Source organism: Puia sp., assembly GCF_035546395.1.
Taxonomy (GTDB): domain Bacteria; phylum Bacteroidota; class Bacteroidia; order Chitinophagales; family Chitinophagaceae; genus Puia.
In genome coordinates, this window is sequence record NZ_DASZXR010000019.1 from 392,034 (window position 1) to 409,640 (window position 17,607).

A 17,607-nucleotide genomic window follows, 5' to 3' on the forward strand; every position below is an offset into this window, starting at 1 on the left:
TAAGAAGGAGGAGTTATGAGTGGATTTACTTACTTCACAAAAGATGCATTGGATCAGCTGAAGGCCGATCTGCAAAAACTCAAGACGGTGGAAAGACAGGCCGCTTCGAAGGCCATCGCCGAAGCCCGTGAGAAAGGAGACCTAAGAGAGAACGCCGAATACGATGCCGCAAAAGAAGCGCAGGGACTGCTGGAAGCAAAGATCCAGAAGCTGGAAGGCGAGCTGGCCAACGCCAGGATCATCGACGAAGGGTCCATCGATACAAGCAAGGTGTCGATCCTCACAAAGGTCACCGTCACCAACCTCACCAACAAGAAGCAGATGACCTATCATCTCGTGTCGGAGAAAGAAGCCGACCTCAAGGTCGGTAAGATCTCCGTTACGTCCCCCATCGGAAAGGGACTCCTGGGAAAGCACATCGGAGACGTAGCCAGCGTGCAGGTTCCCGCCGGTAACCTCCAATTTAAGATCGAAAATATCACCGTGTGACCATCTTCTCAAAGATCATCGCAGGGCAGATCCCTTCCTACAAGATCGCCGAAGACGACCGGTTCTATGCCTTCCTGGATATCTTTCCCCTCCGGGAAGGCCATACGCTGGTCGTTCCAAAAATAGAGGTCGATAAATTCTTCGATATGCCGGAGGATTATCTCTCCAAAATGCTGGTCTTTGCCCAGCCTGTTGCGCGGGCGATCGAAAAAGCCTTCGATTGCAACCGTTGCGGCCTTTCCGTCGTCGGATTGGAAGTGCCGCATGCCCATCTGCACCTGGTTCCCATCGACAGCAGCGACGATCTCAACTTCACCCGCCACAAACTAAAGCTAAGCCCCGAAGAATTAAAGGCTGCCCAGCAGAAGATACTCCAGCATCTATAACCTATTTACGCACCTTGCCGGGATTTTGCCGGATGAACGCTTCCCAGCTACCGGCTTTTTTACCTTTTGCAGTACCCTTGGCCGCGCCCTTGTCTTCGGCCAGCAGGTCCGCCGTCCGGTACTGGAAGAAATGACAGATGGCGACGGCAAGGGCATCCGAAGCATCATAGGCCGGCAATTCCACTTCCAGCTTGAGGATGCGTTGCAGCATCCTCCAGACCTGTTCCTTGTCCGAATTGCCGTTGCCGGTGATGGACTGCTTCACCTTTTTGGGCGAGTATTCGGTGACGGGAATGCCAGCATGCATGGCCGTAGCTATCGCCACGCCCTGGGCCCGGCCCAGCTTCAGCATACTCTGGACATTCTTTCCAAAGAAGGGTGCTTCGATGGCAAAATCGGCCGGTCCATGACGGCGGATCAGCTCCAGCATCTTCAGGTGGATCAGCTTCAGCCGCTCATAGCTGTCTTCCCGGGTGGGAAGCCGCAAAACACCCATATCTATCAGCGAAATTTCATGCCCCGAACATTGGATCAGCCCATAACCCATGACCACCGTTCCCGGATCGATACCTAAAATTATTTTGGGGCGCTTTTGCAAGAGGAGGACTATTTTTGGTGCAGGTTGATAAAAAAATTTGATATAGGTTGATAGATAAAGGTATCAAAATAATAGGGAAACTGTACATCCTCGGCCCGCTGGTCTTCCTGCTCCTGTTGTGGCTGATCTACCGGCAGGTGACCCACCAACCCGGATGGCAGGATTCTCTCGGGCAAATAAAGGCAGCCGTCACCGGGCCGCAGCAATGGAAACTCTGGCTGGTCCTGCTCCTGATGCCGTTGAACTGGGGCATCGAAGCCCGGAAATGGCAGCTCGCCCTTCGCCCCATCGGCGGGATTCCTTACCGAAATGCCTTCATGGCCGTCTTCACGGGTACGACGATGGCTTGCTTTACTCCCAATCGGATGGGGGAGTACCTCGGTCGCATCCTGTACATAAAAGAAGGACAACGCATCCGGGCCATCTCGCTGACCATGGCTTGCAGTATCGCACAGCTGATGGTCACTCTCTTCATCGGCTTGCTGGGTATTTGCTATCTATATGCCACGACGCGATCCGCTCCCGCCGGCCTCCGGCATTGGCAACTCGCATTGACGATCCTTGGGTACACCGTAGCAACCTTGCTGATATTATTAACATTTATTTATTGCCGTCTTTCTCTCGTAGCGTCGGTGCTGCTGAAAATACCCGGGATCGGCAAATACAGCGCATTTATAAAAGTTTTAGAAAATTTTGATGCAGCGATCTTATTGAGGATTTTGTTCTTATCTTTTGGCAGGTATATTGTATTTATTATTCAATATAGTCTCGTGTTTCCCGTTTTTGGAGTAGCACTCGGTTTTTGGCAGGCATGGAACGGAATGAGCGTTGTGTTTTTGGTGATGGCGATCATCCCAACCCTTACTTTTCTGACGGAATTGGGACTACGATGGGAGGCAAGCATCCAGGTGCTGGAACTGTACAGCTCCAATGTAGTGGGAATCTTTGCCGCCAGCTTTGCGATCTGGCTGATCAACCTGATCATACCGGCCTTGATAGGAAGCCTGTTAATTGTAAGAATCAAATTATTCAAAAGTCGATGAGAGTATTTTTTACGGTCTGTATCTTGTTGCTAACGTTGACCTCGCAGACTCCGCAATCCGAACAACCGCAACCCGGCAGCGAATTCTGCAACGGCATCCGCAACCACGCTTTCCAGGCCGGCGAAGTCCTCAAATACCGGGTCAACTATGGAGTGGCGGGCATCCATCTCACCAGCGGCGGCGAAGCCTCCTTTACCACCACGCTCGAAAAGTTCCAGGGAAAGGACGTCTATCATCTGGTCGGCGAAGGAAAGACCAACTCTTTCTATGATAAGTTCTTCAAGGTGCGGGATAAATACGAGTCCTATATCGACACCGCCACGCTCCAACCCTACAAATTCCTCCGCGACGTCAACGAAGGCGGTTACAAGACCTACGAAAACGTCTCCTTTATAAAGGCCGCCCACACCGCCGTCACCAACACCGGAGTGTATACCGTCCCCGATTGCATCCAGGATGTCCTCAGCGCCATCTTCTATGCCCGAAACATCAACTTCAGCCAGCACAAGGTGGACGACAAGATCCCTTTCGATATGTTCCTCGACAGGCAGGTCTATCACCTCTATGTCCGCTACCTTGGTAAAGAGACCATCCGCACCAGCTACGGCAAGTTCCGCACCATCAAGTTCAAACCGCTGCTCGTAAAAGGCACCATGTTCGAAGGCGGCGAGAAAATGACGGTCTGGGTCTCCGACGACCCCAACCACATCGCGGTCCGCATCGAGAGCCCGATCACCGTCGGTAAGGTGTCCGTCGATATGAGCTACTACCACAACCTCCGTTACCCGCTGAGCTCATTGATCGATCTGTAACGGAAACCTTTCGGAAAACCACATAAATCCCGAGTAAAAACCCTCGATCTTAACAAAAGATATCGGAAATTTTCTTCGTAAAAATGCTAAACGGTCCGACACGCTAATACAAGGAAATGCACACCACGCACGCCCAAGCCTACACGCCAATCCAAAATTTGACACGCCCCCAACTGTTTTTAGCACGCGCATTCCCATCCATCGGCCCATTTGCGCCCCTTCCCTTTTTTGAAAGAATGTTTTAGCTTGCCTTTGTTACTTAATCCTGCCCGCACAACCTATCATTACCAGTTAAACCGTAAAAGAAAGACCATGAGACCTTTACTGCCTATTATCCGGGGAAGGATTTCTTTGCCCTTCCCACATCTGCCCGTTTCCGTTTTTTATCCGCAATTTTTAAGGCTCGTTTTCTTGTCCTGATCATCAGGACCCGCATGATCGCATCGCGTTGAAGCGATGCGATAAGGCTCTGCATTTTCGGCTGTCGTCAGACGGACCGAAGTAGTCATTCTTTGTCCCATCAATTTAATCGATATGCGCACTGTTTTGCTCATTTGCGTATTGACCTTGTCATGCGCCAATCTCCTTGCCCAAAAATCGCCGGTGATCTACGCGATCCCGGCAGACAGCGTTCTTCTCAATTACTGTGATTCGACTGAGTTGATCATCATGAATCACACGCAGAACGTTCCCGGTTTCCTGTTCAACAACGGGCAGGGACGCACCATCTTCAAACGCGGTGCACAGAAGCTGAACGACAGTTTATATCTCATCGGTGCGGACACCGTAAAGATCGCTTCGAAACCCTGGGTGCAGGGAGGCAATCGCTTCGGAACAACGGGTGTGCTCGGTACCCTCGATTCCAATGCGTTGGACTTGTACACAAACAACACGCAAAAAGTCCGGCTCACCACCAGCGGTGACCTGCTCATCGGCAGCAGCTTAGACAGCGGCTATAAGCTGGATGTAAAAGGAACAGCCTTTATCGGGAAGTATGATGGATATAACACGATTCGCGGCAACCTGAACTTTGACAATAACGGCCATAATTCCTACATCACCGGGCAGGGGACACTTGGGCGAAGCATCTTGATACCGGGAAACGGGGGAAATGCGCCATGGATCTTCAATAATTTGGCCAACCAGGGAATAGAGGTCGCCGACCAGGCCGGCACCGTTTTTTTACAGGGAGGAAAGATACAGGTCAGAAGCACAAATTTTACCAACGACGTCGGCTTTGTTGTTGGCACAGAACCGAGTGCTCCCAATAACAGGGTCATCTATTTTGGCACCACTTCGATGGCTTATTTGAACGAGAACGGCGTCCAGATTGCAATAAACGCGGGACCCGGTGGAAGCTTCACGAACGGCCCATATAATGGAGGCAGTGTTTCGATCAATCCCGGCGAGCAGGGCGCGATCGGGCGAAAAGGCAACATCCTCCTCGGAAACCAGGTGTATGGCAACGTTGGTGTCCAAACGGGCGCGCCGGTTTCCAATTTTGAAGTCGACCAGGGTACTTCGGGTACCGGGGTCGTAGCCAACGATGCCGGCGGGACGACCGTAAGAGGTACGAGCACCCAGTTTACCAACACTTTCAAGGTCGGAGACAGCATAACCATCGCAGGCCAAACAGTCACCATCACTTCGGTCACATCGGACACCCGGATGACTACGACCCCGATCACGAATGCGGACAGTAACGCCAACTATACACTGTCCGGCGGACGACGCTTCCATGTCAAAGGCAACGGTACGGTAGGCATCGGCACCTCTACGCCGGCCTCCCAGCTGGATATCGTCGGATTCAAAGGCTATTCACAACTCAGAATGCGGACGCCATATACACCTTCCTCTTCTTCCGATACGAACGGCAGTGTAGGCGACATGGCCTGGGACGAGAACTATATCTATGTAAAAACGGCATCAGGCTGGAAACGATCCACACTTGGAACTTTCTAATGGGTAAGACATTTACAATATTATCCCTTCTCCTTCTTGGCTGTTTCGCAGCCGTGGGCCAGGCTTCGCCGGCCAACCAACTGTCCGGCTACCAGCGTAAGCTCAAGGCCCGGCAGGACTCGGCGCAATCAACCGCCGACAAATATTTCCATGCGGGAAAGCCAAAATCCGCAATGGCAAAAGATACGATCACTCCGGCAATAAAGAACGCTCCGCGCCTGGCAGCCGTCGACAGCTCTTCGAAACCAGACCCGCTAAAATTCCTCCCATCGCTTGACCGTGGTTCCTGCAAAGGCGTGACCTTCATCCCGCTCTCACCCGATTCCGGCGATTTCCAGGCGCCCAAAACACCACCGCCAGCGCCGGTAGTCAAGTCCCTCCCACCCAGCGTTCCGCTCCTGCAGGTGCATGGCAACGTTCTTTACAACCTCAACTACTATTCCCGCATCGATACGCCGTACAACGAGAAAAATATCTACCAGCATACGATTCAGACCTGGCTGGACATCCTGATAAAGGGCCAATACCCCTTCCGCATCTTCCTTACCAATCATTTCAGCAATTCATCCCTGTTCCGCAACTATAACGATCTCAATCTCTCCTACAACAACAGCGGTTTTAGCCAGCAGATCCGCGACCAGTTGCGCCGTGTCTTCCTCCAAAACCTTCCCTCGCAAAAGTTGATCGACAGCCTGCAAAGGGTATTGAACACCGATATGCAAAAACTCAAGGGTCTCGAAGGATATGGTAAGAATCCTTCCCTGATCCAAAAAGCCGTTGAAGACAAGGAAGCTGCAGCCGCCCGCAAGAAGCCCGACTCGACCCAACAAAATGGCAACGCCTTGGACTCGGTCTTTGCAAAGATGCGCCGGAACATCGATTCCCTGCACCGGGAGGTCGCCAGGATCCAGGAGTTGCTCCAGTCTCTGCACGCACATTCACACGCCGATATGTCAAACGGCCTGGCCGACATCCAACGGATCGACAATCCCGCGGCCCTGGAAAAGCAACTGCCAAAACTGGGGCTCACAGATTCCTCCCTTCCAAAAGGGTACAAGACCCTGATGGCCGTGCGATCGTTCAACATTGGACGTACCGTCGTCAACTATTCCGAATTGTCGGCAAAGAATATTTCCGTCAACGGTTTCCAGGCCGAATACAATCCCTCCAATTATTATGCCTTGGCAACCGGGACGGTGGACTACCGTTTCCGGGACTTTATCGTCCAGCAACCGAACCAACCCCGCCAGTATCTCAACATCTTCCGCGTTGGAAAAGGATTAAAAGATAGCAATAGTGTGATCCTGACTTGGTTTATGGGCAAACGACAACTGTTCAACAGCGCCACGACCGACAGTGCGACACAGGTGCCTTCATCCTCGCTGATGGGATTTACGCTGGAAGGAAACTATCATCTGACAAAGAATATCGTATTTACCGGGGAGGTGGCGAAATCCACGTCTCCATCCTATCGCGGTGACACGACAAAGGGTGACAAACAGGGTGGCCTCTTCAGCATGGGCGACCACAGCAACGAGGCCTGGTCGGCAAAAGTCGCGGCCTTCTTTCCCGCCACGCAGACGAGGTTCAAGGCCGCCTATAAACACCTGGCCGCCAACTATCAATCCTTCAGCATTTTCACCGACGGCTCTTCCCAAAGCGCCTGGAGCGCCAATATCGACCAGCTCTTCTTCAAAAAACAGCTGGACATCATGCTTGGGGCCAACACCAACGATTTCACCAATCCCTTTATCGGCCAGGAATACCGGAGCACCACGGTATTCAAGAGCATCCAGGCCACGTTCCGCCGCCGAAACTGGCCTACGGTTACGGTCGGCTATTTCCCCAGCAGCCAGATCACCAAGCTGGGCAACAGCCAATATATCGAGAACCTGTTCTATACCCTGATGGGAAACATCACGGACTCCTACAAATGGCGCCAACTGCTGATGAATACCACGGTAATGTATACCCAGTTCTATAACCGGGCGGCGGATTCGGGGTTCACCTATTTCAACACCAGAAACCTCATGGTCAGCCAAACGCTTTTCTTGAATCGGTTCACCCTGCAGCTGACGGCAACCGGTGCGACGAACCAGGACTACCAGCTCTACACTCTCGAAGGGAAGGGACAACAGTCGGTGAATAAATGGCTGGCTCTGGGCGCCGGGGTGAAATACAACCGTCAGACTGTTTATAATATCGACCAAATAGGCTATTCCGCGGAGGCAACCCTCCGCCTCGACAGGCTCGGACAAATACAATTTTCTGCCGACAAAGGATTTATCCCCGGCATGAACAAACAGCTGGTGCCGGACAACATCGGCCGGCTCACCTATTTAAAAACTTTTTGAATCGATTTTCTATGGATAAAAAAAGATTTCTTTCTGCCGTGCTGATCCTGATTGGGATGATGTCCCATGCACAGATCAGTATGACCTTACAGGTGCCCCCTGTGGGAGTGTTGGTGAAGAACCAGTTGTGGAACATGATGCTGGTGAACACCGCCAGCCGAAGCTTGCCGGTCCGGATCAACCTTGTCCTGCTGGATCAGAAGACGAACCAGCCGGTGCTTACCGGGACGACCCTGACCATTATGATCGACAAGGGGGCCAAACAGATCCAGGCCAAAGACCTCGGCCCGATCCAGTATTCCTACAGCGGCGCCGCCGTCCTTGGCGACCATGACCCCAACGGCCTTTTGCCCATCGGCAGCTACCAGGCCTGTTATACCGTCGATCAGGGAGCGGACAGACCCGTCGTGGAGAATTGTATCCAATTGGTGGTCGACCCCATGAGCCCTCCTCTCCTGAATACGCCCGCCGATGAAGCCCGGATCTATACGACCAACCCGCAGTTCACATGGCTGCCGCCCACACCCGCAGGCATTTTCAGCGATCTCAGCTACAGTCTCGTGCTCGTGGAAGTATTGCCGGGACAAGGGAAGGCCGATGCGGTCGAACAGAATATCCCAATCTATAGCGGAGGGCTGATCCGCAACCTGTATCTCAACTATGCTTCTTCATTTGCGGGTCTGGATACCGGCCGCCTTTACGCCTGGCGGATCGTGGCGATGAATAATGGCCTTCCCGCAGCAATGAGCGAGATCTGGACCTTTAAGGTAACCACTCCGCCGAAGTCGTCGTTGTCCGTCGACTATTCGACTTATCTGGAGTTGCGACGCGGCCTCGACGCCTCGCTGGCTACCGCCGGCAAGTCGCTGAACATCGCCTATGACAATGCCGCGGCCGACAGCCTGGTGCATTATACCATCACCGGCATCCAGGACGCGGGTAACCCGGTGGTACAGCAGGGTTCGCTATCGCTGAGGCGCGGCCGGAACTGGCTGACGATCCCGTTGAACAAGGGCGCCTATAGCCAAAACAAACTCTACCTGTTTCAATTTACCAACGGCCGCAACGAATCCTGGAATATCAAATTCACGCCGGCTTCCAAATAACTAACTACAAAACGACCCCTCATCATGTTAGCAGTCTTATCGTTACGGCTTAAACGACATATTGCCTGGTTCTTGTTTTTTGTGTTGTACGCTCAGCTGGGGTTAGCAGCTGTGGAGCATCGTTATGACTCGGTGGGAAGCCGGACGCGGCCTCCTATGAGCAAAGCCGATGTACGTCTTCCTCTCTTGCAGGTTCCGCAGGAGAGCGGACTTTCCCAGTACGCGGAGAGCGGTCCCCGGTCAGCCCAGGAAAGCGGGCAATGGGAGCCGATGCCGATCGAGCCGGATTCCGGCGTCGTACCCGGCCGGTCGAATGCGCCCTACGCCGGTCTTGCCTCTTCCCCATCGTTCAAAAGGCCCGAAGCGCCTCTGGCCGGTAGAGGCGCTGATTGGAAGACTGCCTCCATCGGCGGCCCCAATCAGCCGGAGATGCAGTCCTTCACCCCTGTAGGCGCCAATAATATGGTCGATCTCTTTTCCGGTGATTTCTCCTACAATATCCCGCTCCTCGACGTCGGCGGCTATCCCGTCAACATCGCCTATCACAGCGGCCGGTCGATGGATGAGGACGCCAGCTGGGTAGGGTTGGGTTGGAATGTCAATCCCGGCAGCATCACCCGTGATATGCGAGGGGTCCCGGATGATTTCAACGGCGGCGCCGATACGGTGACGAAGACGATGCACATCAAGACCAATACCAGCTGGGGGCTGACAGCAGGCGCGGATTGGGAAGTAGTGGGATTGCCTGCAAGTACGTCCCTGGATCTCGGTGCTTCGCTCGGAGTGTTCCACACTACCTACACCGGATGGGGAACGGAATTGGGTTTTAACCCTTCCCTGAGCGTGGCGTCCAAATCATTGGGAACCTTTACCGGAAAGCTGGGCATCTCCGACAACTCGCAAAGCGGGATTACCATTACCCCCGGCATCGGCTACCAAACCAAGTATGCAAAATTGAATGATAATGCGGGCGGAGCCCTGGGCTTGTCCGCATCGGCAGCGTACAATAGCCGGACGGGGCTGAAAGACATCCAGCTTAACATGACCTCGACCATCCAATCAAAAGCCATGGCAGCGCGGAAGGAGTCCTGGGCAGGCCCCCATGTGGGCATCTCTTTCGCCATTCCGTCCTATACGCCGGAGATGCAGATGGCTCGTACCAACTATAATGTCACCCTGACCATGAAGCCGGGGATCGCCTTTTCCGCACAACACCCCAATCTTTATTTTCAGGGATATTATGGCCAGGAATACATCGCCGATGACGATACCTCGCGGCAGTTGCCCGTCTTTGGCTATCTAAATACGCAAAACCGGGGTAGCGGTTGGTCGGGTTTGACCGATCTCAATCGGGAAAAGGAAATGGTCTACCGGGAAACACCGGCGGTGCCGCATATCGCCATACCCTCCTACACCTACGATATTTTCAGCATTAACGGGGAAGGCAACGGCGGACAGTTCAGGGCATATCGGGGAGATATCGGTTTTATGGCCGATCCGCTGATCTCCAGCAAGTCCAAGTCCGGCGCCCTTAGCGTCGATCTTGGAGGCGGGAATCTCGTTCATGGAGGGACGGATCTGAACGGCAATTTTTCAACGACTACCGACGGCCCCTGGCTCGTGGACAATCCGCTGCGGAATGTCGTCGACTTCCAAAAAAGTAACGGGCTGTTCGAAGCCGCCTATTTCCGGAACCCAGGTGAAAAGACCAGCAATACCAAGGCCTATTATGCGGCGCTTGGCGGCGATTACACGGTGACCCCCTTGCTGTCCCAGCCCGGTGGAGGATCAACGATCATGGCGTCCAATCTCCTTGGTCTGTACAACGGCGCCCAGCGAATGGGTACGGATACGCTGACGGCGACCAACGCGATCAAGACGACCCGCGATAAAAGAAGCCAGGTGATCAGTTATCTCACGGCGCAGGAGGCTTCTGTCGCCGGCCTGGACAAATATATCAACCGGTATAACGTCAACCAGTTCGGCAACACCTGCGTCAGCGATCCGATGCCGACCGATGCGGGTATCGGGACGGGAGTGCCTGGGAATTATTTTACCAATAATGCCCTGAACGGAGCACCCTATACCACCCGGCAGGACCGCAAGATCTATTTCACCTATTTCGACGGCCCAAGCGAGGATGACCAGGGCAGCCCTTTCTGGTACGATCATGCCAACTATAAGGATCACTCCGATCACAATTTCCCGCGCGAGCACTATTCCATCCGCTGGCTCGGCCGCCTGAAGGCGCCTGTGACGGGGAACTACGCCCTCGGATTTTATATGGACGATGGGTTCCGGATCTGGATGAACGATACGGTACTCGTCAACGACTGGAAGATCCACGCCGCAACCTTCGACAGCGTGCATGTCAACCTGGTGGCCGGACGACTCTATAATTTCCGCGTCGAATATTTCCAGGAGACGAAACGGGCCTATATGCAATGGTTCTGGCGGAGGCCGGACCTGCCCAATATTCCCTTCGATATAACACATCATTTGGACGTCGATAGCGTCGAGCCCCAGTTCTTCTACCCGCCGGTAGCCACCGACACCGTTCCGGTGAATCAATACCTGACAAGGGAAGACCGGGTCAATGACTTCCGGAAAGCCAGTCATATTTCGGAGATCGATGTGCTCAACGGCGACGGAAAACGCTATGTATATGGCATACCTGTCTATAACACCGACCAGGACGAGGTCAGCTTCAATGTGAACAAGGACAGCGGGGATGTGCAATCCGGACTGACGGGCTTCCAGTATGGAACCGACAATACTACCCGAAATCAAAATGGCCAGAGTGGTTATTACAACCGGGAGAAAATGCCGGCCTATGCCCATAGCTTTTTGTTGACGGGTATCCTGTCACCCGACTACGTGGATGTGACGGGCGATGGGATCAGCGACGATGATATCGGGGACGCGGTACGATTCAACTATTCCAAAACGGCCGGGATCGGTAATCCTTTCGGCTGGCGGGCGCCCTATGCGACGGGCAAGGCTTCATACAGCGAAGGACTGCGCACCTATAACCGGGATGACAAAGGACATTATACTTATGGCGCCAAAGAGCTCTGGTATCTCCACACTATCGAGTCGAAGACGATGATCGCTACGTTCACTCTTCAGCCCAGGGGGGACATGCTCGATATCGATGAATATGGTAACAAGACCAATACGGGGAAGGCGATGTGTCTAAAGGAGATCAACCTGTACTCGAAGGCCGATTTCATGACCAGCGGCACGAATGCCACTCCAATCAAGACCGTTCACTTCGAATACAGTTACGAACTGTGCCGGGGCGTCAATCAACCGGTGAACGACTCGGGAAAGCTGACCCTGAAGAAGATCTGGTTTACCTACAACGGGAACAATCGCGGTCAGTTGAATCCTTATGTATTCAACTATCACCCCAACAATCCCAATTACCAGTTTAACCAATCGGACAAATGGGGAACCTATAAACCTGCCACCCAGAACCCAGGTGCTACCACCGGCAATCCCCTGCCGAACACGGACTATCCCTATGCCTTGCAGGACAGCGCTCAGGCGGCTTACAATGCAAGTGCATGGATGCTCGACTCCATTCAGCTACCCTCGGGTGGGAGGATCAAGGTGAACTTTGAGAGCGACGACTATGCCTATGTGCAGAACAAACGGGCCAGCCTGATGTGCGGCATCGTCGGTCTGGGGATCGATACGAGCGGACATTGTACCAACCGGCTGTATAAATTCCTGACCGGGGATAATTTATATGTCTATGTAAAAGTCCCTTATGCCGTGGGCTGGGGCTCCGATCTCTATTCCCGCTACCTGGATGGCCTCGACACCATTCACTTCCGCCTCTTTGTCAATATGCCGAAGGATGAGTTCGGCAGTGGCGGCGAATTCGTCCCCTGCTATGCGCGGCTGGATCGATCCGCCGCCCATTGGTATGGCCGGGTCGACGATCATACCATCTGGATCAAGATTAAAGGCGTCAATTCCAGTGGAAATGGGGATGGCAACAATAGCCCCCTGGCGTTGACGGCGATCAACTTCCTGCGGATGAACCTTGGCTCGAAGGCCTATCCCGGCTCCGAGTTGGATGACACCCGTGGCATCGCGGATGGCATCAAGGCGCTTGTCAGCCTGGTAACGAATATTACCGGCATCCTGAACGGATTTACGAATACGGCAAGAAGCAACGGCTGGGCCAGTGTCGTGGATACGACCAGCAGGTCCTTCGTTCGCCTCGATGACCCCACCTTGAAAAAATACGGTGGTGGCTTGCGGGTAAAGAGCATTCTGATCTATGACAACTGGAACAAGATGACGGGTAAGAAAGAGACGGTCTATGGCCAGCAATATGATTATGCCACGGACCAGGTGGTCAATGGCATCGATACCCGCATCAGCAGCGGGGTGGCCTCCTGGGAGCCGGCTGTCGGCGGTGAAGAGAATCCCTTCCATATGCCGATAGAATACACCGACCAGGTATCGATGCTGGCACCTGCTTCCATGCAATACTCGGAAGCTCCGCTGGGTGAATCCTTCTATCCCGGGCCTTCGGTGGGGTATAGCAAGGTAAGAGTCCGCTCCATCCACACCGCCAATACCCGCAGCTCCAATGGCTGGTCGGAGTCTACGTTCTATACCTCCTATGACTTTCCTACCTCCTGGGATTATACCCGGCTGGACCCCGATACCAAGAAGCGGTATAAGCCGATCCTCAGCAATCTGCTGCGTATCAATTACCGGGACTATCTCACCTTATCCCAGGGCTTCAAGGTCGAGCTCAATGATATGAACGGTAAGCCCAGATCGGAGGCTACATATGCCGAAACCGACAGCAACAATTTGATCTCCTATACCGGCTATTTCTATAAGGTCGACAATCAAAACGTACAGGTCAAGCATCTGAACAATACCGTGCCGACCATCGACCCGCAGGGGAATATCGATGCCAATGGGCTTATCGGCAAGGATGCGGAACTGATGACCGATATGCGCGATGAGACCTCCACGATGCTCGGCGCCAATGTCAACCTGAACGTTGATATTTTCGCAGCGGGTGTCTGGCCACTGGTACTCCCCTCGCTGATCAACCTCTATCAGCACGAGACCAACCAATTCCGGACGGTTGCCTTTGCCAAGGTCATCCAACGCTATGGGATACTGGACAGTGTCGTCAAGATCGACAAGGGCAGTACCATCTACACAAAGAACCTGCTTTACGATGCCGAGACCGGCGATGCCATCCTGACCCGGACCCAAAATGAGTTCAATGATTCCATCTTCTCCTTTTCTTATCCGGCGCATTGGGCCTATAAAAGGATCGGTCCCGCCTATCAGAACATCGATGCGCAACTCAGCCATATTATCGTCGACCATGGTCACCTTATCGATATTACCGGCGCGCCTATTGCGGCCAACACCTACCTCTCGCCGGGAGATGAGCTTTACGTTACCGGAAGAGTAACCATCGCATCGAACCCCGATCCACGAAAGAACGTCGCGGAATCCTTCCCAAATTTCTACCATCTATGGGTCGTGGATTCCATTCCCAACAATACCGGGACTCCCGTGCCGTACATCGTCGATCAGAATGGAACGCCTTTTTCATCCAACGATGTCAGTCTGAAAGTGGTTCGTTCGGGGTACCGGAACATGGCCAACAGCATCGGATCGGTCTCTACCCTCGCCAATCCCCTTGTCGTCGATGGTTCGGGCAACTATCACCTCATGCTGGACTCCACCCGCCAGGTGGTGGGCGGCGGTGCGGCAGAGATGAACCAGCTTTGGCGGGTAGCCGATAAACGGCGGACGGATGTTCAGAACTCCTGCGCCTATACCGCCCAGGACAGCGCGGAGGCCGTCGCCGAGATGTGCCCCTGTATCAAGCCCTTCTTCGATTGGTTGAATGCCAACAACAAACTTTACTATGGAACATTCCCACGGATGACCGTGCGGCAGATCGCCCAAAGTGCAGGCATCTCGCTCAGCAGCTGTCCTTTGCTGCAAAGCAATGCCGACAGCGCATTCAAACCGCTGACGACCCCCGCCAATACGACGAGGTACCAGGCGAAACTGGGTAAGGTGATCTTTACGATCCATGGTGTTTCCGGCAGACCCTTCAATCTCCGGAATATGGTCAGCTCCTGCAATGCGAACCAGGTGCTTTATAAAACGCCGGGTCTGACCATTCCACCGCCGGATACGGTGACGGTGAATATTACACCCTCCTTTGTCAACCTGATCTCCAATGGGCCCAGCTGCGCTACCGATAACAGGGATTCCCTGACGACGGAGGACTCCCTGTCCGACCACCTGATGGTAGAGAACAGCCTGCTGGTCGGCGGCGTGGAAAGGAATGCCGTTTCCATTCTCAACTTCGGCCGGCTTGACCGGAAGCTCCCACTCTATCAAAACATTCTCTCGGCCAATCTTATCCTGCATGCCGACGCCCGGGGACATATCCCGGGTACCCTGGATAGCGCCAATTCCACCCGCCCCATCGATTCCCTGGGCATCTCGCTGACGGCTCCTGCCGGGTGGTTCCTGCACTCGGAACTGGACAGCATTCTTTACCAGGCCTACTATACGCCCTGGTACAGGGCCCAAAAGGATAGTACCGTCTTCGAGGACGTCAATGTCGATGCGACGGATTTCGTGGTAAATTACCTGAAAGGGAATTTCGGGTCCAGTACCTTGGCACTGACAAAGGGATCGGGACCGTTGTCTTCTTCCAATTACGATTCCAATCTGGTAGCCGCCAATTCGGTACCCCCGTATCTGACGGTTGGCTATAGCAATTACTACGCAACCTTCTACTCACCGAAATATGCGGATTCGACCAAGCGGCCAATACTGCAGGTGAAATATCTCAATTATCACAGCGGCGATACGTCCGGTGCAGTGCTGGAATACAACTCCACCCTGAACTGTACCTCCGTCACCGGCAGGTCGTGTTATAGCGCGGTGACCGATACCACCGTCAACGTGTATCAATATGGGATCATGGGCGACTACCGGCCGCTGCGCTCCTACGTATACTATGGCCAGCGCAAGGAGATCGATCCGCTCGATACGACGGTAAGCATCCGAAAGGCAGGAACCATTCCCAATTTCGAACCCTTTTGGGCCTATAATACCGATAGTAGCCGCTGGGTGCCGAGCTATGACAGCAGCCGCTGGGTATGGAATAGCCAGACCACGCTCTTTAACCGAAAGGGCTTCGAATTGGAGAACAAGGATCCGCTGGGCCGCTACAACTCGGGTCTGTATGGGTATGGCCTGACCGTACCGACGGCCGTGACCCAGAACAGCCGGTACCAGGAATCGGCCTTTGAAGGATTCGAAGACTATGGTTTCGTATCCAATTCCTGCGACAATACCTGTGCGGAGACGCGTCCCTTCGACTTCTCCGGCTATGCTGCGAATATCAGCGACTCTGCCGCCCATACCGGGCTCTACAGTCTGCGCATCCCGCCGGGTGGCTCCATCAGCCTGGTCAACCTCCCCGTGGCTGCGGCACCGGATGCGGACAACCCCGTTCTGACGGATACTCTCTCCTCCGGCCGGCTGGCAGGTCAAAAGGCTTCCGCCAATACCCTGCTTCCGCCCTTCAAACCCTTTGCGGGAAAGAAGATGTTGGTAGGCGCCTGGGTGAAGGAACAGGATAGTTGCAATTGCCACAGCTATACCAACAATCATCTGGTGGTCAGCTTCACCCTCTCGGGCGGCGGAACCTCCAGCATTACGCTCAGCACCTCCGGAAATATGATCGAAGGATGGCAACGATATGAAGGTGTCGTTACGATACCGGCCAACGCAACGGCGATGAGCTTTACGATGCAGGCCTCGACCACTTCGACGACCTATTTCGACGACATCCGCATCCATCCCTTCAACGGGGAGATGAAATCCTATGTCTACAATTCGGTGAACCTGCGCCTGATGGCCGAACTCGATGAGAACAACTACGCCACCTTCTATGAATACGACGACGACGGAACTCTCGTGCGGGTAAAGAAGGAGACGGAACGAGGAGTAATGACCATCAAGGAAACGCGCAGTAGCTTAATAAAGAACTAATAAAACTGTTTGACGATATGTGCCAAAAAATCAGGTTACTCGGTCTTCTGCTGACTCTCTCCCTGCTCACAAGGCTTACGGCCGTTGCCGGAGGAGGTGCGGATAGCGCGGCTCTCCGGGCCTTTATGACCAGGATCCGGAAAGCCTATGCGACGAACCATTTTATGGATTTTCATGTCCGGTATTACTATGCCAACGCCGACGAACCCCAGGTTTACCTGGATTCCCTGGCGGGCGAGATCCAGATGGAGAAGGAGAATTCCCGGTTGGTCCTGGACGGGATCGAGACGATCGTGACGGGTAAATATGCCATCCAGATCGATGCGGCGGAAAAGACGATCTACCTGACGGCCCGGCGCGCCGGAGGCACGAATCCCATTGGAATGGTGGACAGCATCCTGGCCCATATGCAGGGGGTGCAGGTGTCGGTGACAAAGGAATCGCATGCCGAAGTGCTATCGATCGGGTTTCCGCCGGACCAGGCCTATAGCCGGATCACGATCCGGATCGACGCGAAAACCGGTCTGCTGCAAAAGATCAGCTACGCCCTCAACACCTCGAAGCTGGTTTCGGCGGAAATGATCAACCGGCCGGGGAATGCCAGTCCTTATCAGGCCCGCGGGAATATGGACATCTTGTTCTCGGACTACCGGCAGGGCAAATTCGACGACAACCTGTTTCGGGAAGACAATTTCATCACCCGTATCGGTCCCGGCCGTTTCGAACCGGCCGGCCGTTACAAGGATTATCATATTTATCTAGCTTCTTCAAACCTCTAATC

10 protein-coding genes are annotated in these 17,607 nt (G+C 53.8%); 9 read left to right on the forward strand and 1 reads right to left on the reverse strand.

The features are described from left to right. Nucleotides 1–15 precede the first annotated feature (15 nt). Nucleotides 16–489: a transcription elongation factor GreA gene (gene greA, locus VHE34_RS28065; protein ID WP_325594275.1), complete on the forward strand. Its 474-nt coding sequence runs from the start codon at nt 16–18 to the stop codon at nt 487–489. After that, nucleotides 486–875 (forward strand): HIT family protein, encoded by a 390-nt coding sequence (locus tag VHE34_RS28070; protein ID WP_325594277.1) that lies wholly within the window; start codon nt 486–488, stop codon nt 873–875. The genes greA and VHE34_RS28070 overlap by 4 nt, the downstream gene beginning before the upstream one ends. 1 nt (nt 876) lies before the next feature. Here the strand turns inward: VHE34_RS28070 and ruvC are convergent, their stop codons facing one another. Next, nucleotides 877–1,473 (reverse strand): crossover junction endodeoxyribonuclease RuvC, encoded by a 597-nt coding sequence (gene ruvC / locus VHE34_RS28075; protein ID WP_325594279.1) that lies wholly within the window; start codon nt 1,471–1,473, stop codon nt 877–879. Nucleotides 1,474–1,520: 47 nt separating this feature from the next. Here ruvC and VHE34_RS28080 point away from each other — a divergent pair, with 47 nt between their 5' ends. The 7 genes from VHE34_RS28080 (at nt 1,521) to VHE34_RS28110 (ending at nt 17,605) form a co-directional block, all read left to right on the forward strand. After that, a complete protein-coding gene (locus tag VHE34_RS28080; RefSeq protein WP_325594281.1) occupies nt 1,521–2,516 on the forward strand; it encodes a hypothetical protein in 996 nt (331 codons plus the stop codon). Next, the gene (locus VHE34_RS28085) at nt 2,513–3,328 is read left to right on the forward strand and encodes a DUF3108 domain-containing protein (protein ID WP_325594283.1); all 816 of its coding nucleotides are present in this window, start codon (nt 2,513–2,515) and stop codon (nt 3,326–3,328) included. The genes VHE34_RS28080 and VHE34_RS28085 overlap by 4 nt, the downstream gene beginning before the upstream one ends. Before the next feature lie 534 nt (nt 3,329–3,862). Beyond that, complete coding sequence (locus VHE34_RS28090; RefSeq protein ID WP_325594285.1) at nt 3,863–5,290, forward strand: hypothetical protein; 1,428 nt, start codon at nt 3,863–3,865, stop codon at nt 5,288–5,290. Next, a complete protein-coding gene (locus VHE34_RS28095) occupies nt 5,290–7,644 on the forward strand; it encodes a hypothetical protein (RefSeq protein WP_325594287.1) in 2,355 nt (784 codons plus the stop codon). The genes VHE34_RS28090 and VHE34_RS28095 overlap by 1 nt, the downstream gene beginning before the upstream one ends. An 11-nt stretch (nt 7,645–7,655) precedes the next feature. Further along, on the forward strand, nt 7,656–8,750 hold the full coding sequence (locus VHE34_RS28100; RefSeq protein ID WP_325594289.1) for a hypothetical protein: 1,095 nt from the start codon (nt 7,656–7,658) through the stop codon (nt 8,748–8,750). Between the two features lie 24 nt (nt 8,751–8,774). Continuing rightward, nucleotides 8,775–16,826 carry a PA14 domain-containing protein gene (locus VHE34_RS28105; RefSeq protein ID WP_325594291.1) on the forward strand — a complete coding sequence of 2,684 codons (8,052 nt, stop codon included), beginning with the start codon at nt 8,775–8,777 and terminating at the stop codon, nt 16,824–16,826. A gap of 17 nt (nt 16,827–16,843) precedes the next feature. Beyond that, nucleotides 16,844–17,605 (forward strand): hypothetical protein, encoded by a 762-nt coding sequence (locus tag VHE34_RS28110; protein WP_325594293.1) that lies wholly within the window; start codon nt 16,844–16,846, stop codon nt 17,603–17,605. Nucleotides 17,606–17,607 lie beyond the last annotated feature (2 nt).